The sequence below is a fragment of the uncultured Bradyrhizobium sp. genome (assembly GCF_947648125.1).
Classification (GTDB): domain Bacteria; phylum Pseudomonadota; class Alphaproteobacteria; order Rhizobiales; family Xanthobacteraceae; genus Bradyrhizobium.
Map to the genome: position 1 here is coordinate 31,583 of NZ_CANSMR010000025.1, position 20,432 is coordinate 52,014.

Here is a 20,432-nt window from a genome sequence, read left to right on the forward strand (position 1 = left end):
TCAGGACACCTCCGCATGGCGAATGCAGGTTCCGTCGCGGCCGAAGATGTGCAGGTGACGCGGCTCCAGCGCGAACGGGACACTATCGCCCGGCCGCGCGGCGACCCGCCCCGGCATCACCGCGATCAGCATGCGGCCACCGCAATCGCCGGCGACATGCGACTGATCGCCGAGCCACTGGTTGGAGACGACCTTAACCCTGACGTCGCCGGTTCCAACCGCGATCTTCTGCGGACGAATGCCGATCCGCACCTGCGGCGTGCTGGCGAGTGCCTGCACAGCCGCGCTATCGAGTCCAGCGCCATCGATATCGAAACGCATATCCGTTCCGACCGACAGGCGGTAACCGCCATCGGACCGCGCCACCTCCGCGTCGAGCAGGTTCATCGGCGGCTCGCCGATGAAGCTCGCCACGAACAGATTGGCGGGCCGACCCTTCAATTCCTTTTCGCTGGCGAACTGCTGCAGCACGCCGCCTTCCATCACCGCGATACGGTCGGCCAGCGCGCTGGCCTCGGTCTGGTCGTGGGTGACGAAGATCGCGGTCATGCCGCGCTCGGCGAGCAGGCTCTTGATCCGGCCGCGTAGCACCGCGCGCAGCTGCGGTTCGAGCTGCCCCATCGGCTCGTCGAGCAGATAGAGATCGGCATCGCGCACCAGCGCCCGCGCCAGCGACACGCGCTGCTGCTGGCCGCCGGAGATCGCGCGCGGATAGCTGTCGAGGATGTCCTCGATCTCGACCAGGCGGGCAATCTCGTCGACACGACGCACCACCTCGCCGCGGGGCAGCTGGGTGGATTTCAGCGCGAACGCGATGTTCTCGCGGACCGTGAGCGGCGGATAAAGCGAGTAGCCCTCGAAGGCCATCGCGACCTTGCGCCGTGCCGGCGGCAGCTCGTGAATCCGGCGCCCGCCGAGCGCAATCGATCCGGCCGAGACGTCCTCGAACCCCGCGATCATGCGCAAGGTCGAGGTCTTGCCACAGCCTGACGATCCCAACAGCGCGACGATCTCGCCCTTTTCGACCGCCATGTCGAGCGCACGCACGGCATGCACCGGCGGCTTGCCGCGGCTGCGATAGACCTTGTCGATGCCTCGAAGCTCGAGCATGTCCATGACCATCCGCTCCTATGCCGCCTTGAGCCGGTGCGACGGCCCGATCCGGAGCCCGGTCGCGCGATCGAACAGCATCGCCGCATCGGGCGCGAAGCGGACGAACACGGTGTCGTCGGCCGTGCCTTGCGGCGCATCCGGCGACAACGCCGCCAGCCATTCGGTCCCGTCGGCAAGACGGAGCAGCAGCACCGCTTTCTCGTGCATCGGCGTGATCGCGAGAATGCGCGCCGGGATGGCGTCGTCCGTGGATGCCGACGAGACCGCGAGATCCTCCGGCCGGACGCCAAGCCAGCATGCACCGGCAGGCGCGGCGCCATCTGCAGCGCCGAGCCGCATCCTGGCGCCGGTGACCACGGCCGACAGCATGCCATGCTCTGCGACCGGCGAAACCTCGGCGAGGTTGATGGTCGGATCGCCGAACAGTCGCGCGACCGCGACCGACGCGGGCTGGGCATAGATATCGGCGGGTGTCGCGACCTGCGCGAGCCGGCCATCGATCAAGACCGCAATGCGGTCGGCGATCGCCATTGCCTCGCGGTAATCCTGGGTCACGTAGAGCACCGCGGCGGTCCCGCGCCGCAGCAGGTTCGGCAGCTCGAGCCGCATCTCGTAGCGCAGCTTGGCGTCGACGTTGCGCAAGGGATCATCCAGCAGCAGCACATCCGGATTGCCGATCAGCGCCCGCGCCAGCGCGGTCCGCTGCTTCTGTCCGTTCGACAATTCACGCGGCGTATGGCTGAGCACGTGCTCGATCTTGAGCAGCTTGCTGATTGCAGCAACACGGCCTGCGACATCGCCGCCGCCGGCCCTGGCGCGCAGGCCGCTCGCGATGTTGTCGCGGGCGGTCATGTGCGGGAACAGAGCGAAGTTCTGGAAAGCCATGCCGATCCCGCGCCGCTCGGGCGGCGCGCCGACGACCGAGCGGCCGCCGACCAGGATGTCGCCGTCGTCGGGCTCGAACATGCCCGCGATCATGCGCAACAACACGGTCTTGCCGCTGCCGGACGGTCCGAACACCGCCACGATCTCGCCGGGCTCGACGGCCAGCGACAATCCATCGGCGGGCCGTGCCGCACCGAATGCCTTGCTCACCGAATTGATCTCGAGACGTGCCATCCGGTCAGCCTTTCACCGCGCCGAGCGACAGACCCTCGACCAGGTAGCGCTGCGCATAGAGTGCGAGCAACAGGGTCGGTGTCACCGACAACACGATCGCCGCGGCGATCTGGCCATACTGGATTCCCGACGCGGTGACGAAGGCGAGCGCGCCGACCGTCACCGGCTGCTTGTCGGCGGAGGCCAGGATCAGAGCGAAGACGAAATTGTTCCAGCAGAAGATAAACGACAGCAGCCCGGCCGCGGCGATCCCCGGTCCCGCCAGCGGCACCGCGATCCGGGTGAAGGCTTCGCGCCAGGAATGCCCGGCCAGCCGGTAGGCGTGCTCGATATCAGGGCTGATATCCTCGAAATAGCCGCGCACGATCCACAGGATCAATGGCAGCGCGATCAACTGATAGACCCAGACGATACCGAAGTAGGTGTCGTTGAGGCCGAGCTCCTGGTAGTACAGCGACAGCGGCAGCAGCACGAGCAGCGGCGGCGCGAAGCGGAACGAGAGCAGCGTGAACGCGATGGTCTCGCCGAGACGGAACTTGAAGCGCGCAAAGGCATAGGCGGCTGGCACGCCGAGCAGCAGCGCCAGCAGCACCGCCGCGCTCGACAGCACGACGCTGTTGAAGAGGTTGCGCATGAAGGAGATCTGCAGATTGCCGGCTGCGGTGCGCAGCTGGCCGGAGATCAGTGCCTCGTAGTTCGCCAGCGTCGGCTCGAACAGGATCCGCGGCGGAATCCTTAAGATCTGATCGTTGCTCTGGAACGACATCAGGAAGATCCAGACGATCGGAAACATGAAGAAGATCAGGATCAGCGAGAGCGCCACGCCGCGGAAGATACGACCGGCAAGGCTTGAATGTTCCATCGCGCCCCTCCCCCTCACGCGTGGCCGTGCGCACGCGCGCGCAGCCGTAGCCAGTTCTTGATGAAGATGTTGGACAGGATGTTGGTGATCAGCCAGAGGATCATCAACAGCGCCGCCGACCGGCCGACATTGGTGTACTGGAAGAACTCCAGATAGGCCTGCACCTGGAACACCATCAGCCGGTCGCCCGGCCCGCCCTGCGTCATCGCATAGATGATGTCGAACTGCTGGATCGAATCCAGCAGGCGGAACAGCGACGCGGTGATGATGTAGGGCGCAAGCATCGGCAGCGTTATCCGGAAGAACACGAAGCTCGCCGGCACGCCGTCGAGCGCCGCGGCCTCGAATGGCTGCCGCGGCAGCGAGCGCAGCCCCGCCAGCAGCAGGATCATGATGAAGGGCGTGTAGACCCAGACATCGACCAACACCACCGTGAACAAGGCGCTCGACGGATCGGAGGCCCATTTGAAATCGGTGACGCCGAACAGGCCGACCAGATAGGACAGGATGCCGAAGCTCGGATTGGTCATCAGCTTCCACATCAGCGCAGCAATCGCCGGCGCCGTCATCAGCGGCAGCAGCAGCATGATCGACACCGCATTGTGGAAGCGGGTCGGCCGGCGCAGCAGCAGCGCGATGCCGAGGCCGAGCAGAAGCTCGACCACGACCGTCACCGCGGTGTAGGTGATCGAGATCCGGAGCGTGTTCCAGAACGCCGGATCGGACAGGAAGTCGATGTAGTTGCCGGCGCCGATGAAGCCGCGCAGATAAGGCAGGTTCAGCCGGTAGCGCTGCAGCGAATAGACCGCCGCGGTCACGAACGGAACCAGGATCGCCACGCAGACGAGCAACGCCGGCAGGCTCAGCAGATAGGGCAAGAGGCGCACGCGCGGCCTTGGTCTGGCCGGCGCCGCCTGCGCGTTCGTCTGGAGAAGTTGGACCATGCTCATGATGATAAGAGATCGCGTTCCGCTGGCAAACGCCGCCGGCTCGGATGGGACAAGCGTCCGAGCCGGCGGATGGGTGCGGTGCGGGGGATCATGCACCGCACAGTTGATCCGTCAGCCGAGACCGGCTTGCTTGAGCTGGCGGTTGATGCTGTCGGCGAGCTTGTCGAGCCCCTCGTCGACGCTGACCTCCTTCGCAACCATCTTCTGCAGCGAGGCGGCCCATTCCGTCGTGAGATCGAAGAACAGCGGCTGCGCCGTGAAGTAGATCTTGGCGCCGGGCGACGACATGTCGTGCTGTTCCAGATAGCCGGGATAGGATTTCGCGATGCGGTCGCGAAACTCGCTGTCCTTCCACACCGAGGTGCGCACCGGATTGACGAAGTCCATCTTGCGCGCGCCGAACAGGTCGTGCTCGACGGACGCCGCCCATTGCATGAACAGCCATGCGGCGTCCTTCTGCTTGGAGAAGGTCGACATCGCGAGCGACCAGATCCAGACGTTCGGGGTCGGCGCCTTGGCGGCCGGATTGGCGGCAAACGGCGCGTAGCCGAGATGCCCCTTCTCCTTGTTGTCGCCGCCATTCATGAAATAGCCGAGGATGTCGGCGTCGAAGATCATGCCGGAGGCGCCGGCGCCGAGATCGGTGCCGACCTGGTACCAGGTGTAGGTCGACCAGTTCTTCGGGCCCGAGGTCTGGATCATCTTGACCCATTTGTCGTGGAATTCCTTCGAGGCCTTGGTGTTCATCGCGGCCTTCAGCTTGCCGCCCTCCATCACGAAATCCTTCTGGCCGAAGTTCGAATAGGCCGACAGGAATCCGGGATGGATGGTCGCCCAGGAGCGCGAGCCGCGCACGCCGACACCGTAGGGCCCGCCGGCGTCCTTGGTGATCTTGGCTGCGACCTCCAGCATCTCGTCGAGGTTCTTCGGCGGCTTGACGCCGACCTTGTCGAAGACGTTGCGGTTGTAGGTGATGTTGTTGAGCTCATAGCCCCACGGGATGCACCACTGCTTGGCCTTGCCCGAGCCGAGCTCGGAGCCGGCGACGCCGTCCCACGCCGTGGAGGCGCGCAGGCCCGGCAGCACGTCGTCCCAGGCGAAGGCCGGGTTGGTCTTGGCGGGATCCTTGATGTAGGTGTTGAGGTCTTCGATCCAGCCCGCCGGACCGTAGGTCCAGGTCATGTAGGCGCCGGTCATGAAGGCGTCGTACTGGTCCGACTTCGACGACAGCGCCGCCGTCACCTTGTCGAAATAGACGTCCTCCGGGAAGATGTCGTAGGTGACGTTCATGCCGGTCAGCGCCTTGAACGCCTCGATGTCGCCGATCATCGCATCGACGTAAGGATGCTTGTTGAGCAGCAGCTTGACGCTCTTGCCGCTCTGGGCCTTCCAGTTGAAGTCCGCGGCCATCGCCTTCGACATCGAGGAGGCGAAGGCGGCGTTGGCGGCGATGCCCGCGATGCCGAGCTTGGCGGCGCCGTCGAGGAGATCGCGGCGGCTGATGCGTTTGGCAGCGTAGGAGTCGAACAGATTCTTCTCGCGATCGAACATGTATTTCCTCTCCTTGTTGACGCTTGTTTTATGTGTCCTTCCGGGTCTTGCTTCTTGCCTTGCCGGATGTGGTCTCCGGCTTGTCGGTTGCGAGCGCCTTTGCGGTCACCTCGTCGATGATGAGGCCATGCAGCACGCCGCTGCGCAGCACGCCGCGCAGCGCGGTGACCTTGGCCGGACCGCCGGCGATGGCGACGATCCGGTGCTTCCTGAGATCGGCCATGCTCATGGAGGTGGCGCGGGCCGAGAGATCGGTGTCCAGCACCGCTCCGTCAGCGCTGAAAAAATGTCCAAGCAGATCGGCACAGGCACCGACGCGCTTCAACTCGGCAACCTCGTCGGGCTTGATCATGCCGCTCGACACCAGGAAGCCGTCGCGGCTGACCTGTCCGATGCCGACGAACAGCAGCGAGGCCTTGCGCGCCAGCGCGAACACGTCGGCGATGCCGAACTGCTGCATCAGGACGGCGCGATCGGCGACCGAATTGGCGAACACCGGCACCGGCAGCAGATAGGCTTCCGCGCCGGTGCGCTCGGCGAGGCGATGAATCACGTCGAACGGATTGGCGGCGAATTTCCGCGTCAGTCCGCCGAGCAGCGAGACGAATTGCGCGTCGCGCGCCGGCGTCTGCGGCATCTGCTCGACCACGGCGGCGAGCGTGCGGCCATGACCGACGCCGATCACCTTGTCGTCGCCGCGCTCGAGGATCTGGCGCAGGAAGCTCGCGCCTTCCAGCGCCAGCGCCTTCAGCGGCAGGTCGCTTTCGCCGAGATCAGGCGCGACGCGGCAGAACGAAAGGCCAAAGCGCTGCGTGAGATCGTTCTCCAGCGCGACGCATTCGGCGACCGGTCCCTCGACGAAAACGCGGATCATGCCCTCGCGGCTGGCGCGCGCGATCAGGCGATGCGCCTTGGTGCTCTGGATGTTGAGGCGATCAGCGACCTCCGACTGGGTCAGCCCCGCCGCGAAATACAACCACGCGGCGCGGGTCGCGAGCGACGCCTCGCCGTCGATGATCGGCAGCCTGTCGGGCGGTGTGGCCATGTCCGGAAAAGTCCGCTTGCAAAATTCTTCACGTCCTGCAAAAAATTGCAGAGGCCGAACGGGGCGTCAATCCCCCAAACGTGCTGCAGCGCAACCAATGTCGAAGCGCGCGCACCAGAGAGCGGTGAGGTCGGATGGGAGGTCTGTATCTCGGCATCGATGTCGGAACCGGCGGCGTCCGCGCCTGTGCGATCGATCCGCAGGCCGGCATTCGCGGCTTCGCTTCAGTCGCGCTGCCCGCGCCCCGCGTCGACGGCAACGCCATCGACCAGACACCGGAGCTGTGGTGGCAGGCTGCAGTCGCTGCAATCGGCAAGCTCGGCGAGACCGTCAGTCTCAGCGACATCACGCGCATCGTCGTCGACGGCACGTCGGGCACGCTGCTGCTGGTCGATGCGGCCGGCCGCCCCTGCTCACCGGGTCTGATGTACAACGATGCGCGCGCCACCCATGAGGCGACGCGCGTGGCCGCAATCGCGCCACTCGAAAGCGGCGCGCATGGCGCGAGCAGCGCGCTCGCCAAGCTGCTGTATCTGCTGAATGATGGCTACATCGGCGATGCGCGCCACGCTGTTCACCAGGCGGACTGGATCGCGGGCCGGCTCGCGAACCATCACGGCATCAGCGACGAGAACAACGCGCTGAAGCTCGGTTACGACCCGGTCGCGCGCGCCTGGCCGCCGTGGCTTGATCAGCTCGGCGTGCGCGACGATCTGCTTCCCGAGGTGCTGGTGCCGGGGACGCCATTCGCCGAGATGGATCCGCAAATCGCGCGGTCGCTGGGACTGCCGCCCACAGCGCAGGTCGCGGCCGGCACCACCGATGGTGTTGCGGCCTTCATCGCGACGCGGGCCGACCAGCCGGGCGATGCCGTCACCTCGCTCGGCACCACGCTGGTGGTGAAGCAGCTCGCGACCCAACCGATTTTCGCAGCCGATCAGGGCGTCTATTCGCATCGGCTCGGCGAGCGCTGGCTCGCCGGCGGCGCCTCGAACTCCGGCGGCGCCGCGCTTCTGGTGCACTTCACCGCCGACGAGATGGAGCGCCTGACACCGCAGGTGAAGCCGGATGCCCCGACCGGGCTCGACTACTATCCGCTTCCGAAACCCGGCGAACGCTTCCCGATCGCCGATCCAAAGCTCGCCGCGCGGATCACGCCGCGCCCGCCGGAGGATTGTCGCTTCTTCCAGGGCCTGCTTGAAGGCATCGCCTCGATCGAAGCCCTCGCCTACCGGCAGCTGGCGCGGCTCGGTGCACCGCGCTTGCGCCGGGTCATCGGGATCGGCGGCGGCGCCAAGAACGAGGCATGGACCAGGATCAGGCACCGCGTGCTCGGCGTCCCGGTCTCGGTCGCCGAACAGACCGAAGCAAGCTACGGCGCCGCGCTGCTGGCGCTGAACGGAGGTCCGCCATGAAGGCCGATGCGAGCCCGATCGCCGGCCTTCACGCTATCGCCGACCGCTTCGATCACGTGCTGCTCGACCAATGGGGCACGCTGCACGAGGGGCTGGCGGTGTTCCCTGCGGCGCTGGATTGCGTGGCCAGGCTGCGCGAGGCCGGCAAGCGCATCCTGATCCTCTCCAATTCCGGCAAACGCGCCAGCAGCAACCAGCGGGGGCTCGCCGCGCTCGGCCTGCCGCCGGAGGCCTATGACGGCGTGTTGTCATCGGGCGAGGTGACCTGGCGCGGGCTGCATGCGCGCGAGCAGGCCCCCTTCGCAGATCTCGGACGCGCCTGCTTCCTGATCTCGCGCGACGGCGACCGCTCGATCGTCGAAGGCGCCGATCTTGTGGTGGTGTCGACCATGCGCGACGCCGATTTCATCCTGCTCGGCGGGCTCGACGATGACGCAGCGGAGCCCGAGCGCTGGCGTGCGCAACTGATGGCGGCCGCTGCACGGCAACTGCCGATGCTGTGCGCCAATCCGGACCTGGTCATGTTCGGCGCCGCCGGGCTGATCCCCGCGCCCGGCGCGCTTGCCGCATTCTACCAATCGCTCGGCGGCACCGTGCTGTTCGTCGGCAAGCCGTATCCACCGATGTTTGCCGCCGCGCGCGACCGATTGGGACATCCGCCGCCGGACCGGATCCTCGTCATCGGCGACTCGCTCGATCACGATATCGCCGGTGGACGCGCCGCCGGGATGCTGACCTTGCTGATCGGCTCCGGCGCGCACCGTGCGACGCTGTCGCAGGCGAGCGATCTGCCGCAGGCGATCAAGACCGCGGCCGGCGTAGCGGCGCGGATGCCGCACTGGACGATGGACCATCTGACCTGGTGAGAACAGCCGATGCGACCGCCTCAAACGCTGAACGAACTGCGCCGCATGTCGGCGCGCGTCGGCAGCAATATCCTGCTGGTGCAAGGCGCCGGCGGCAATTCGTCGGTCAAGGATGGCGACGTGCTGTGGGTGAAGGCGTCAGGCACCTGGCTGGCGGACGCCGAGGACAAGGACATTTTCGTGCCGGTCGCCCTGTCGGCCGCGCGTGCGGCGCTGATGCAAGGCGACGAACGCGTGCCGCTTGCGCCGAATGCCGGAACGTCGCTGCGCGCCTCGATCGAGACCTCGCTGCATGCGCTGATGCCGCACCGGATCGTGCTGCATGTCCATTCCGTCAACACCATTGCATGGGCGGTGCGAACCGACGCCCGCACCGAATTTGCCCGGCGAATGGACGGACTGGCCTGGCGCTATCTTAATTATCACCACCCGGGGCTGCCGCTCGCACGCGCGGTCGGCGAGGCGATCGCACAGGATGCGGTCGATGTCCTGATCCTCGGCAATCACGGCCTGGTGGTCGGCGCAGACACCTGCGACGCGGCGGAGGCCCTGGTGGCCGACGTCGAGCAACGCCTCGCGCTGGAGCAGCGTCACGCGCCGGCAGCCGATTATGACGCTCTCCGAAAGATCCACACCGGCACGAACTATCGCTTGCCGCGGGACCCGCGCGGCCACGGCATCGCCACCGACCGCTACAGCCGCGCGATCGCGACCAGCGGCTCGCTTTATCCGGATCACGTCGTGTTCCTTGGCCCGGGCCTGCCGGTCCTGGAGCATCGCGAGAGCCTTGGTGACGTGATCGCGCAGACCACCGCGGACGGATTGTCGCCGCCGGTCGCGCTCCTTGTCCCGGGCGTCGGTAGCCTCATCCGCGAAGATGCGAGCGACGGCGCGGAAGCCATGCTGAGCTGTCTCGCGCTGGTCACCTGCCGCCTGCCCCTGATCGCTCGCGTCAACTATCTGACGGCAGAGAATGAGCATGCGTTGCTGAACTGGGACGCCGAGCGATATCGCCAACAGCTGACTGCCGACCGCTGATGCGAAATGCGCGTCGCTTCATCCCTTCTCGGCGGAGAGGAACAGGCGATAGGCCGGATTCTCGCTCTCGTTCCAATAGGGATAGCCGAGCGCATCCAGTGCCTGAACGAACCGCGCGCGCTCGCCAGGCTTGACCTCGATGCCTGCCAGGATGCGTCCGTAGTCGGCGCCGTGATTGCGGTAGTGGAACAGCGAAATGTTCCAGTCGGGCGCCAGGCTCTCGAGGAATTTCAGCAACGCGCCAGGACGCTCCGGAAACTCGAAGCGGTAGATCACCTCGTCCCTGAGAAGCGGTGCGCGACCGCCCACCATGTAGCGCACATGGTCCTTGGCCATCTCGTTCTCGCTCAGATCCAGGGTCGGATAGCCCTCGCGCCGCAGCAGCTCCATGACTTCCCGCTTCTCGGCCTCGCCGCGGCTCAGCGCGATGCCGACGAAGAGCTGCGCCGGCGCCGTCGTCTCGGCGAAGCGATAGTTGAATTCCGTGATGGCCCGCGAGCCGAGAACGCGGATGAAGTGCCGATAGCTGCCCGGTTTCTCCGGCACGGTGACCGCAAGCAACGCCTCCCGGTGTTCGCCGACCTCGGCGCGATCGGCGATGGTGCGCAGCCGGTCGAAATTCAGATTTGCGCCGCTGTTGACGGCAATCAGGCTGCCGTCGCTCAGCGCGCCGCGCTCGGCATAGGCCTTGAGTCCGGCAAGCGCCAATGCCCCGGAGGGCTCGGCCACCGATCGCACGTCGTCGAAGATATCCTTGATCGCCGCGCACATGGCGTCGGTGTGCACTGTGACGACCTCGTCGAGCAGGTCGCGGCAGAGCCGGAACGTCTCGGCGCCGACTTTGCGGACCGCAACACCGTCGGCGAACAGTCCGACCTGATCCAGCGCGACGACGTTGCCCTTGGCGAGCGCGGCCGCCATCGAGGCTGCGTCTGCCGGCTCCACGCCGACGACCTTGGTCGCGGGGTTGAGGAATTTCACGAAAGCGGCGACGCCGGCCGCCAGCCCGCCCCCGCCGATCGGCACGAAGATCGCCTCGATCGGATCGGGATGCTGCCGCAGGATCTCCATCCCGACGGTCCCCTGGCCGGCAATCACGTCAGGATCGTCGAACGGATGCACGAAGGTCAGGCCGCGCGCGACCTCGATCTCCCTGGCCTTGGTCTGGGCGTCGTCGAACGTGTCGCCATGCAGCACAACGTCGCCGCCCAAACGCCGGACGGCTTCGACCTTGATGGCGGGCGTCGTCCTCGGCATCACGATCGTCGCGGGAATGCCGAGCTTGCGCGCCGACAGCGCCACCCCCTGGGCGTGATTGCCCGCCGACGCGCAGATAACGCCTTGTCTCCGCTGCGCGTCCGGCAGCCTGACGATCTTGTTGTAGGCGCCGCGAAGCTTGAAGGAGAAGATCGGCTGGAAGTCTTCCCGCTTCAGCAAGACGGCGCGCGACAAGCGCTCCGAGAGCCGCGGCATCGGGTCGAGGGGCGTCTCGACCGCCACGTCGTAGACGCGGGCGGTCAGGATGCTTTGGGCGTAGTCGCGGAGCGCGTCGGCGGCAGCGGTCATCGGGTCGCTTCTGTCGATGGGGAGGCAATCCATATCGGTTGCACCTGCCCATCGTCGGCGCCGCCCTGGCGAGCAGACGGCACGGAGCCGGCCGCTGCATCCAGGTCGAACCTTCGCATGACCGGAGGCTCGCGTGAAGCGAAGACCGCCGGATCAATCGCCTGGCCGAGCGCATATGAGGTCATCTGGGCCGTCGCAGGGGCGCTGCCAAAATATCGAAAACAACCCCATGCAAAGTAGCCGGCGGCGGCCGGCGTCGACCGCACCACTTGACACGTCGGGCAACTCAGGAATATATTTCTACTATTCAGAATTAGCTGGCAAACGCCTCCAGCACCGCAGGCTGAATCGGTGACCCAGCCCAAAATGCCGCCCCGGCGTTGACCGCTTCACGCCATGAGACGCGATGAATTCCATCCCCTGCCATGGTCGCCGGGTGCCTCCCAGCCTGTTTCGGAGACGATCAGCGTGTCCTCGAGCTTGATGTAGCCGCGCGCCGGATGCAGCAGCGCGGTTTCGATCGAGATCACCATCCCGCATTCGAGCGGCCGGTCGGCGTCATAGGGCGCGTAAGGTACCGGGCCGGTCGCGGTGAGGCGCGGCGCTTCGTGGCTGACGAGCCCAATGCCGTGTGCGGTGAAGTCGAGTATGGCGCGATGCGGCGAGGCTTTGACGGCCGCCTCGCCCGCCGCAATGATGTCGCCCCCCATGGCGCCCGGCCGGATCGCGCGCCGGGCCACTTGCTGGATGTCCTCGACCTGTTGCAGCAACTCGCGTAGCTCGCTGTCGGGCTCCCCCAGAAGTCCCATGCGGCTGAGGTCGCCGATATAGCCCCGGTAGTTTCCGCCGGAATCGATCGAGATCACGTCGCCCTCTTCAAGAGGCTGGTTCGACGGCGCGCGGTTATGGCTCTTGCCACCGGCGATCAGGCAATATTCGAAGACGAGATCACGTTGCTGCTCCTCACGGCGCAGACGGGCGACGACATCGCTCTTGGTCATGCCAGGTGCACAGCATTTGAACGTGGCCATCATCGCATCGACGACCCGTTCGGAGGCCTCCCTGATGAGATCCAGTTCGGCCGGTGACTTGACGGCACGAAGCCGCTCGAGCGTGAAATGAGCCTCGCGGAACTCGACGGTGCCAAGACCAGCAAGCAGGTGATCCCTGGCGTCGGCCGGCAGAAAGCCTGCCTCGATGCCGACACGCTTGGCGGATCCCCCGAGCTTTTTCACATGATCAATGGCGAAGCCGATCGCATCGATCGTTCCCCACGCGCCCGCTTTGACAATCGGCGCCGATATCCGTCCAAGCTCATGCTCGAACTTCTCCATACGGTTGCCGATGTAGACGGAATTTTCAGGGTGTCCTTTCTGATAGACGAACACCGGCAGATAGCGGCTGGTGCCGATCGCTTCCATGACGTCGAAGAAGAAGAAGCGATATCCGCCGAGCAGGTACTGCACATTGTGACGCGAGGTGACGATCAGGACGTCGAGCCCCGCTTCATCCATCAGCCGATCGAGTTTTGCAGTATCGAACGGCGCCGCCGTTGCGATCGTGTCGTGCGCACTGTCCATGGTCATACCTTTCGTCTTTCACTGTCCCGCTGCCGCTTTTGCGGCCAGCGGCTTCGGTACGGCGCTCGCGCCCGCGCTTTCGCCAAACAGCGCCACCGGCCGTCCGTGCGGCTCGACGCCGAGGAACGTAAAGGCGAGTCCGATCAAGAGGCCCGCGCCGGCAAGGAAGAAAAACGCCGGCGCCACCGCCGAGGCAGTTGCGCTGGGATGTACGACATTGTCCGCGCCGGCGATCAATGCGAGGCACAGCGGCCCGACGATCTTGCCGACCCCGTTCGAGAGCTGGGCAAGGCCGACCGCGCGTCCCGAAAGCTGGACCGGAAAGATCTCCGCGGGATAGGGCCCGATGTTGGAGAATCCGCCGTCGAAGAACACGGCGCCGATGATCAGGAAGACCAGAAACAGCGGGACCGAGCCGGCAAAGTCATTGTGAAAATAGGCCGCCAGCGCCAGCGAAACCGCGGTGCCATAGCCCATCAACTGGCCGCACGGCTTGCGGCCGACCCGATGCGCCAGAAAGGCAAAGCCGGTCCGGCCAACGACGCCGGCTAGGCTGACATAGATGAACATCTTCGCCGCATCCTGGGGCGCGACACCAAGCAGCAGCGCCACGATCGTCGGCCCCCACAGGAAGACACCGTAATTCGCCGTGCTGGCGCCGAACCAGATCAGGACTGTCAGCCAGAAGCGCCGCTGCTCGGCAAAGAGATCGGCAAATGTCGCCGGGTTCGCCGGCGGCAGCGTGGGAAGCGCGAACTCGTCGCCGCCGACGCGATAGAGCTTTCGGATGCTCGCCTGCGCCTCGCGGACGCGGCCCTTGCTGATCAGCCAGCGCGGCGATTCCGGCATGATGATCATGGTCAGAACCGCGAGGATGATCGGCAGAAAGCCGACCGCCGCCAGGCCCCGCCAGCCAACCAGCGGCAACAGGAAGCTCGCCGTCACCGACGCCGACAGCACGCCAAAGGCGACCGGAACGACCACGAGGCTCGTGACCAGCGTGCGATGACGGGTCGGTGCGAATTCGACGATGGCGGGAACCGCCGCCGCCGCACCCGCGGCAAGGCCGAAGCCGACGAAAAAGCGCAGGATCGCAAACGCAACCCAGCCGTCTTCTGGAATAAACGCGATCGCGCCCGAGGTCAGGCCGCAAAGCAGAACGCCGGCAACCGCCAGCGGCTTGCGCCCGAAGCGATCGGCGAGGACCCCCGCGGCGAACGCCCCGAGCATCGCCCCGATGCCGGCGCTCATCAGCATGATGGAGGTCTGGCCAAACGTCAGGTGCCATTTCGGCGCCAGCACAGAGACCAGAAACCCGACCACAAAGAAATCGAAGAAATCCACCACGCCGGAAATGGCGAAGATGATGATCGATAGCCAATAGCGCGTCGTCACCGGCGCTTCGTCGAACGGCACAGCGCTCGCTTGCTCAGCCATGGTCTCCCCCTGTTGTTGTCAAGCCGCCTTCTTTTTTGAATTTAGGAATGCCGTCACCGCCTCCGCCACCCTCTCGGGGGCCTGGATCGACGCGACATGACCGACGCCTGCGATGGTCTTGGTCTCGACGTGCGCAAGGTCGCGGGCGAGCGCAAATGTCTCCGCATTCGGGATCAGCCGGTCGTCGCCGCCCACGAGCAGCAGCGTCGGGCGATCAAAGCCTGTCAGATCGGCGGCGACGGGCTGCGCGAGCAACGCGCCACGCCGCGCCTTCTGGCCGTCGTCGCGGCTCGAGCCACGGAAGATGTCGATCAGTTCGGGCCGCGTGCGCAGGTATGCTGGCGGGAAGAAGAACTCCGCGATCTTCGGCGCGTTGCCTGCGGTGTCGGCGCGGTACGACGCGAGTGTGCGGAAGACATCCGCATTGACCTCCAGTGGACTCCTGTTGACCTTCCAGGTGCTGCTCAGGATCAGGCGATCAATGCTGCCGGGATGACGGGCCGCCAGCACTTGCGCGATCTGGCCGCCTAGCGAGGTTCCGAAGACATGGGCACGATCGTAGCCGAGCCCTCCGATCAGGGCCGCGGCATCATCAGCCAGGTCGGCCAGCGAATAGGACGACGGAGGATTCCTGGTGGCGCCGGAATCGCGCTGGTCATAGGCGATCACGGTGAAATGCGCCGCCAGCGCAGGCGCAAGGCCGTCGAACATCGAGTGATCGGCCTCGCCGCCATGCAGCAGCACGATCGGCTCGCCGCGTCCGCTCATCTCAAATGCCGTGACGACGCCGCCAGATTCGAACGATTGCATGGGAGCCTCCGCTAATGCAGCAACGTCGAAAGCGCGCCGGCCAATTCCTTCGCCGGATCCGACGGCACCCACGGCATCCGCCACGCCACGTGTCCATCGGGGCGCACGAGCACGGCGCCGCGCATGCCCAGCTGGAATCCGTCCGCCGGGTCGGCTGACGGCAGCTGTTTCAGCGAGAGCGGCAGGCCGGTCTTCTCCGACACCTGCTTCCCCGCCTCCAGCCACTCGCTGCCGAGCGGCCCGGTGACGACGGTGAATTCCTTGTCGAACCAATCGAGCGTCGACTTCTTGCGCGAAGGCTCCAGCCACATATGCGGAAAGCGCGCGCCGGGACGGTCGGTCGGCGTGTAGTAGCGGGAGTTCAACGCCTTCGCGACGGTGCCATCGGGGATCACGGCGCCCTCCTCGTAATTGTGTCCGAGGTTCTGCCCGATGCTGTGCAGGTGATTGTCCATATCATTGATCCAGAACCTGATCCGGTCCGGATTACGCGATCGCACGGCGTCGTCGGTCAGCCCAAATCGCAGCCGATTGCCGTAACTGAAATTGGCATTGGATTGCGCGATCGGCCGGCGTTCGCTGGAATAGCTGTCGAGCAACTTCTCGTCCGCGAGTCCCTTCAGCACGAAGGCGAGCTTCCAGGCGAGATTATGCGCGTCCTGAACACCGGAGTTCAGGCCAAAGCCGCCGGTCGGCGGAAAGCGGTGGGCACAGTCGCCGACCAGAAACACCCGGCCCTTTCGAAAGGTCTCGGCCACCTGCATGCTGACGCGCCAGATCGAGCGATTCAAAAGCGTGACATCGAGGTCCGGAATGCCGACATGGCCGCGCGCGATCTCGATGAACTCCTGGTCGGTCCACGGCCGCTCGCGATCGTCCTTGGTCAGGCCGATTTGCGTCACGGTGAGCCAGCGATCCCGGCCGTTGGTGTTCAGGATGCCGGCGCGCGGCAGATCGGGCCTGTCCGGGATGATGATGAAGCCGGCGGCCTCGCGCGCGATCGGCAACCGCGACAGATCGGCCCGCCAATATTCGTTCGACATCACCGCCAGCGTGGAGGGCCCGACCATCTCGATCCCGGCGCTGCGCCGCGTCTGGCTGCCCGCGCCATCAGCGGCGATCAGGTAAGTCGCCTTCCACTGCGTCACCTGACCGGTCTCTTCGCAACGCGTCGTAACGTTGACGCCGCTGTTGGTCTCCTCGAACGATTCACAGGCCGTGTTGAACAGGACCCTGGCGTGTTTTGACTTCTCGACCACCCGCAGAATTTCCTCCTCGACGGCGTCCTGGGCGACCAGGCTCTTCCAGGCGGGGGTGTGACCGACATTCGGCTCGGGACGGGTGCGGCCGAACTCGTGACCGGCGATGCTGTCGAGGAACACGAACATGTCGGAGTTGTCCTGCAGGCCGCGATCGCGGATCGCCTGCTCGATCCCCCACTGCCGGAAGATCTCCATGGTGCGGACCCAGCAGCCGCGCGACTTGGGATGATCTGTTGTCGTTGGGCTCTTCTCGACCACGACGCAGTCGATGCCGAAGCGATCGAGCAGCAGCGACATCGCAAGGCCGACCGGCCCGCCGCCGGCGATGAATACTGACGTCTGGCGTGCCTCATCGGTGGCGATGCCCATCCTCGTCTCTCCTCCGTTTGATCGTTGGGGAGAGACTGCTCTCTTTTTGGTATCTCACAAGAATATGTTTGATATGGTATCCATCTCAATTTGAGATGGAGCTCCCATCATGGACCTGCGGCAGATCCGTTATTTCGTCGCCGTCGCCGAGCGTGGCGGCTTTGCCGCCGCAGCGAGCACGCTGAACGTCGCCCAGTCGGCGCTCAGCCGCCACGTCAAGGAGCTCGAAGACGAATTGGGCGGCGCCCTGCTCGAGCGCGGCGCGCGCGGCGTCTCGGTCACTGAATCCGGCAAGGTGCTGCTCGCACGCGGCCGCTGGCTTCTTGGGACGATCGACGACATCAAGGCCGAGGTGCGCACGGAAAATCGGGAGCCCAGCGGTACGGTGCGGATCGGCGCGCCGCCAAGCCTCGGCGATATCCTCTACCCGCCGCTTGCCCAGACATTCGTGAAGCAATTTCCACGCGTGCGGCTCGAGCTCAGTGAAGGCTTGACGGAAAACGCATCGGAACGCCTGCTACGGGGCGAGCTCGATCTGGCGATCGTGACGACGCCATCCCCCAACGATCACCTCGACTATGAACTGCTCATGGTCGAACAGGTGTTCCTGATCGGGCCATCGCGCGATCCGCTGCTGAAGCGCGGCAGACTGACCCGCAAGCAGTTCGACGCCCTGCCATCCGCTGTCGGCCCGCTCAGCCGCAACCCGTTCCCATCGACCATGCTCTGCGCGGTACGGGTCGACAACAGCACGCCGATGAAGCGCATGGTGGCATCGGGCCTCGGCTATGCCCTGCTGCCCTTCTCCGGCATTCACCAGGAGGTGGCTGCCGGCGCGCTATCGGCAGCGCTGTTGCCATGGATGCGCGCCGACCGCATCCTGGCATTGCCGCGCGGACGGCCGGTGAGCCGGGCAACGCGTGAAGCGATTGCCGCCTTGAAGACGATCTGCCGCGCTTTGATCGATGACGGGATTATCCTGACCGCGCCGGCGCGCAAGAGCTGAGCATGATTCCGCGCTGCACGCGCGGGCTCCATTCGCAGCATCCCGCCGCCCGTTCCAGGCGGCCCGGCCTCACCGCGTCCGCTCCGGGTCCACCAATCGCCTTGACCATAGTTGTCATGACAACTATAGAGTCGTTCCAAGATTGGCGATCAAGCCGGCTGTTCCCGCCGTGGAGCGCGCCTTGCAGCCGGCGGCAAGTCGTAGGGAGGACGTGATGAACGCTGCTTCGCAGAACCACGCGGCACGGATGCGGGAGATTTCCCGGCTCATTGACGATCGCCCCAGCGAGCGCATTTTCCAAGTCGATCGCCGGATCTTCAGCGATCCCGACGTGTTCGACGCCGAGCTCAGGCATATTTTCGAGGCCACGTGGAATTTCATCGGCCTGGAATCCCAGGTCGCCCGGCCCAACGACTTCGTCACCACCCATATCGGCCGGCATCCAATTCTGGTGATGCGCAGCGCAGACGGCAAGGTCGGCGCATTCCTCAACACCTGCCGGCATCGCGGAACGATCGTCTGCCCCTTCAAGCAAGGCCGGCAGAAATTCCATGTCTGCCGTTACCATGGCTGGGCCTACGACTCGAGCGGGCGCAACATCTCGGTGACGGAGGAAGCCAGCGGGCAGTATCCGCCGTCCTTCTCGAACCAGAATCACGACCTGCTCCCGGTCGCCCGGCTCGGCTCGTATCGCGGATTCCTGTTCGCAAGCCTCTCGGCCGACGTTCCGCCGCTGGAAGAGTTTCTCGGCGACACCCGCGCCTTCCTCGACCTCATCATCGATCAGAGCGACAGCGGTGAGGTCGAGTTCGTGCCCGGCGCCAGCACCTACACGTTCGATGCGAACTGGAAGCTGCAGTTCGAGAACGGTCTCGACTACTATCATTTCGCGACCACCCATAGCTCCTACGTCGATATCCTGAAGAAGCGCAACGCCACCGCGGGACCGGACGCCGGCTTCACGGTCGAGCCGGAAGGCGAGCAGGAAGGTCAGGGCAGCTTCAGCTTCGACTATGGCCACGCCGTCAACTGGTCGATCAAGCGCACGCAACTCTATGGCCGTCCGCTCGGCATGGATCCGGCGCGCCTCGATGCCGTGCGGCAGCGCGTCGGCAGCACCCGCGCCAAGTGGATGCTTCGGCAACGTAACCTCACGATTTTTCCGAACCTCCAGGTCATCGACATCCTGTCGGCGCAGGTGCGAACCTGGCGGCCGCTGGCGCCGGACAAGACCGAGATGGTGTCGCATTGCCTGGCCCCGGTCGGCGAAAGCGCCGCGGCCCGCACGCTTCGGATTCGCAACTACGAAGACTTCTTCAACGCCTCCGGGCTCGCGAGCTCCGACGACAACGTGATGTATGAATTCTGCCAGACCGGCTACGACGCGACATCAGCCGCACCCACGCAAGGCTATCTGCGCGGCGTTGCGGAGGTTGGCCACGGCGAGAGCGCGCATACGCGCGAGCTCGGCATAACGGCGTCCGAATGGTCGTTCGGCCCCACCAGCTTTGGCGGCGAGACGAATTTCCACCCGGGCTATCGTGAGTGGCGCAGGCTGTTGCAGCACGCCGCGGGGGAGACGGCGTGATGGCTGGCAGCGCAATCAAACATACGGATGTGCACGCGGCCGCCGCCGCGACCATCTTCCGCGAAGCCCGCCTGCTCGACACCGGCGAATGGACCGATTGGGTCGCGATGTACAGCGAGGATGCCGTCTACTGGGTGCCGGGATGGCTCGATGAATACACCACCACCAGTGATCCCGATACGCAGGTCTCGTTGCTCTACCACGATGCACGGCGCGGGCTGGAGGAGCGGATCGCGCGCATCGAGTCACGCAAATCGATCACGGCGCTGCCGTTGCCGCGCACCGTGCACCAGATCTCGAACCTGGAAGCGTCCGAGAGCGGACCTGACGAGATCATCTGTCAGTCGGTGTTCTCGGTGCACGTCTACGACCCGCGCATCGCCAAGGAACATCTGCGCCACGGGCGCTATCAGCACACGCTGAAGCGCGAAGGCGAGACCTGGAAGATCGCGCGCAAGGTCATCACGCTGGTCAATGACCGGGTCCCGACCGTGCTCGATTTCTACAGCATTTGAGAGAGCACATGGCGGATCAGGGAATCTGGCACGAAGGCGCCGCACTCGGCGCGCTGAGCGAAGGCGAGCCCTACGGCATCGAGATCGCCGGGCACCACATCGCGCTCTATCGCGTCGGCAATGAGTACTACGCCACGAGCAATATCTGCACCCACGCGGAGGCGCTGCTGTCCGACGGCATTCTGGACGGCTGCGAGATCGAATGCCCGCTGCACATGGGTCGCTTCGACATCAGGACCGGCGAGGCGCTGACCAGTCCGGTCGAGATCGACATCCGGACCTATCCGGTGCGCGTGGTTGGCGACAGGCTGGAAGTCTGCCTGCCCGCATAGCGCGACCG

18 protein-coding genes are annotated in these 20,432 nt (G+C 65.5%); 7 read left to right on the forward strand and 11 right to left on the reverse strand.

Annotated features, from left to right (window positions below):
- The 6 genes from Q0030_RS31410 to Q0030_RS31435 all read right to left on the reverse strand — a co-directional run bounded on the left by Q0030_RS31410 (nt 1) and on the right by Q0030_RS31435 (nt 6,640).
- Entirely contained in the window at nt 1-1,110 is a 1,110-nt protein-coding gene (locus Q0030_RS31410) for an ABC transporter ATP-binding protein (RefSeq protein WP_298376304.1), read from the reverse strand.
- An 18-nt stretch (nt 1,111-1,128) separates the two neighbouring features.
- Nucleotides 1,129-2,232, reverse strand: a complete 1,104-nt coding sequence (locus Q0030_RS31415; protein ID WP_298376127.1) for an ABC transporter ATP-binding protein — start codon at nt 2,230-2,232, stop codon at nt 1,129-1,131.
- Nucleotides 2,233-2,236: 4 nt separating this feature from the next.
- The gene (locus tag Q0030_RS31420) at nt 2,237-3,094 is read right to left on the reverse strand and encodes a carbohydrate ABC transporter permease (protein WP_223976814.1); all 858 of its coding nucleotides are present in this window, start codon (nt 3,092-3,094) and stop codon (nt 2,237-2,239) included.
- A 14-nt stretch (nt 3,095-3,108) separates the two neighbouring features.
- Nucleotides 3,109-4,038 (reverse strand): sugar ABC transporter permease, encoded by a 930-nt coding sequence (locus Q0030_RS31425; protein ID WP_298376306.1) that lies wholly within the window; start codon nt 4,036-4,038, stop codon nt 3,109-3,111.
- 117 nt (nt 4,039-4,155) lie between these two features.
- Nucleotides 4,156-5,595: an extracellular solute-binding protein gene (locus tag Q0030_RS31430; protein WP_298376131.1), complete on the reverse strand. Its 1,440-nt coding sequence runs from the start codon at nt 5,593-5,595 to the stop codon at nt 4,156-4,158.
- 28 nt (nt 5,596-5,623) lie between these two features.
- Nucleotides 5,624-6,640, reverse strand: coding sequence for a sugar-binding transcriptional regulator (locus Q0030_RS31435; protein WP_298376133.1), 1,017 nt, complete (start codon nt 6,638-6,640; stop codon nt 5,624-5,626).
- Nucleotides 6,641-6,774: 134 nt separating this feature from the next.
- Here Q0030_RS31435 and Q0030_RS31440 point away from each other — a divergent pair, with 134 nt between their 5' ends.
- Genes Q0030_RS31440 through Q0030_RS31450 form a run of 3 tightly spaced genes read left to right on the forward strand, consistent with a single transcriptional unit; the run spans nt 6,775 to nt 9,959 of the window.
- The gene (locus tag Q0030_RS31440; protein WP_298376135.1) at nt 6,775-8,055 is read left to right on the forward strand and encodes an FGGY-family carbohydrate kinase; all 1,281 of its coding nucleotides are present in this window, start codon (nt 6,775-6,777) and stop codon (nt 8,053-8,055) included.
- Nucleotides 8,052-8,921 (forward strand): TIGR01459 family HAD-type hydrolase, encoded by an 870-nt coding sequence (locus tag Q0030_RS31445; protein ID WP_298376138.1) that lies wholly within the window; start codon nt 8,052-8,054, stop codon nt 8,919-8,921. The genes Q0030_RS31440 and Q0030_RS31445 overlap by 4 nt, the downstream gene beginning before the upstream one ends.
- 9 nt (nt 8,922-8,930) lie before the next feature.
- The gene (locus Q0030_RS31450) at nt 8,931-9,959 is read left to right on the forward strand and encodes a class II aldolase/adducin family protein (RefSeq protein ID WP_298376142.1); all 1,029 of its coding nucleotides are present in this window, start codon (nt 8,931-8,933) and stop codon (nt 9,957-9,959) included.
- An 18-nt stretch (nt 9,960-9,977) separates the two neighbouring features.
- On the opposite strand, the gene ilvA is transcribed toward Q0030_RS31450, so the two are convergent.
- The 5 genes from ilvA to Q0030_RS31475 all read right to left on the reverse strand — a co-directional run bounded on the left by ilvA (nt 9,978) and on the right by Q0030_RS31475 (nt 16,983).
- The gene (ilvA, locus tag Q0030_RS31455) at nt 9,978-11,525 is read right to left on the reverse strand and encodes a threonine ammonia-lyase, biosynthetic (RefSeq protein ID WP_298376145.1); all 1,548 of its coding nucleotides are present in this window, start codon (nt 11,523-11,525) and stop codon (nt 9,978-9,980) included.
- 389 nt (nt 11,526-11,914) lie between these two features.
- A complete protein-coding gene (locus tag Q0030_RS31460) occupies nt 11,915-13,105 on the reverse strand; it encodes a Xaa-Pro peptidase family protein (protein WP_298376308.1) in 1,191 nt (396 codons plus the stop codon).
- A gap of 18 nt (nt 13,106-13,123) precedes the next feature.
- Entirely contained in the window at nt 13,124-14,542 is a 1,419-nt protein-coding gene (locus tag Q0030_RS31465; RefSeq protein WP_298376148.1) for an MFS transporter, read from the reverse strand.
- An 18-nt stretch (nt 14,543-14,560) separates the two neighbouring features.
- On the reverse strand, nt 14,561-15,352 hold the full coding sequence (locus Q0030_RS31470) for an alpha/beta hydrolase (RefSeq protein ID WP_298376151.1): 792 nt from the start codon (nt 15,350-15,352) through the stop codon (nt 14,561-14,563).
- An 11-nt stretch (nt 15,353-15,363) separates the two neighbouring features.
- Nucleotides 15,364-16,983 carry an FAD-dependent monooxygenase gene (locus tag Q0030_RS31475; protein WP_298376154.1) on the reverse strand — a complete coding sequence of 540 codons (1,620 nt, stop codon included), beginning with the start codon at nt 16,981-16,983 and terminating at the stop codon, nt 15,364-15,366.
- Between the two features lie 109 nt (nt 16,984-17,092).
- Between Q0030_RS31475 and Q0030_RS31480 the strand changes: the two genes are divergently transcribed.
- The 4 genes from Q0030_RS31480 (at nt 17,093) to Q0030_RS31495 (ending at nt 20,424) form a co-directional block, all read left to right on the forward strand.
- Complete coding sequence (locus Q0030_RS31480; RefSeq protein WP_298376156.1) at nt 17,093-17,989, forward strand: LysR family transcriptional regulator; 897 nt, start codon at nt 17,093-17,095, stop codon at nt 17,987-17,989.
- A gap of 214 nt (nt 17,990-18,203) precedes the next feature.
- Nucleotides 18,204-19,577: an aromatic ring-hydroxylating dioxygenase subunit alpha gene (locus tag Q0030_RS31485; RefSeq protein ID WP_298376159.1), complete on the forward strand. Its 1,374-nt coding sequence runs from the start codon at nt 18,204-18,206 to the stop codon at nt 19,575-19,577.
- Nucleotides 19,577-20,092: an aromatic-ring-hydroxylating dioxygenase subunit beta gene (locus Q0030_RS31490; protein WP_298376160.1), complete on the forward strand. Its 516-nt coding sequence runs from the start codon at nt 19,577-19,579 to the stop codon at nt 20,090-20,092. Before Q0030_RS31485 ends, Q0030_RS31490 begins: the two co-directional genes overlap by 1 nt.
- A gap of 8 nt (nt 20,093-20,100) precedes the next feature.
- A complete protein-coding gene (locus tag Q0030_RS31495) occupies nt 20,101-20,424 on the forward strand; it encodes a non-heme iron oxygenase ferredoxin subunit (RefSeq protein WP_298376162.1) in 324 nt (107 codons plus the stop codon).
- Nucleotides 20,425-20,432: the final 8 nt, after the last annotated feature.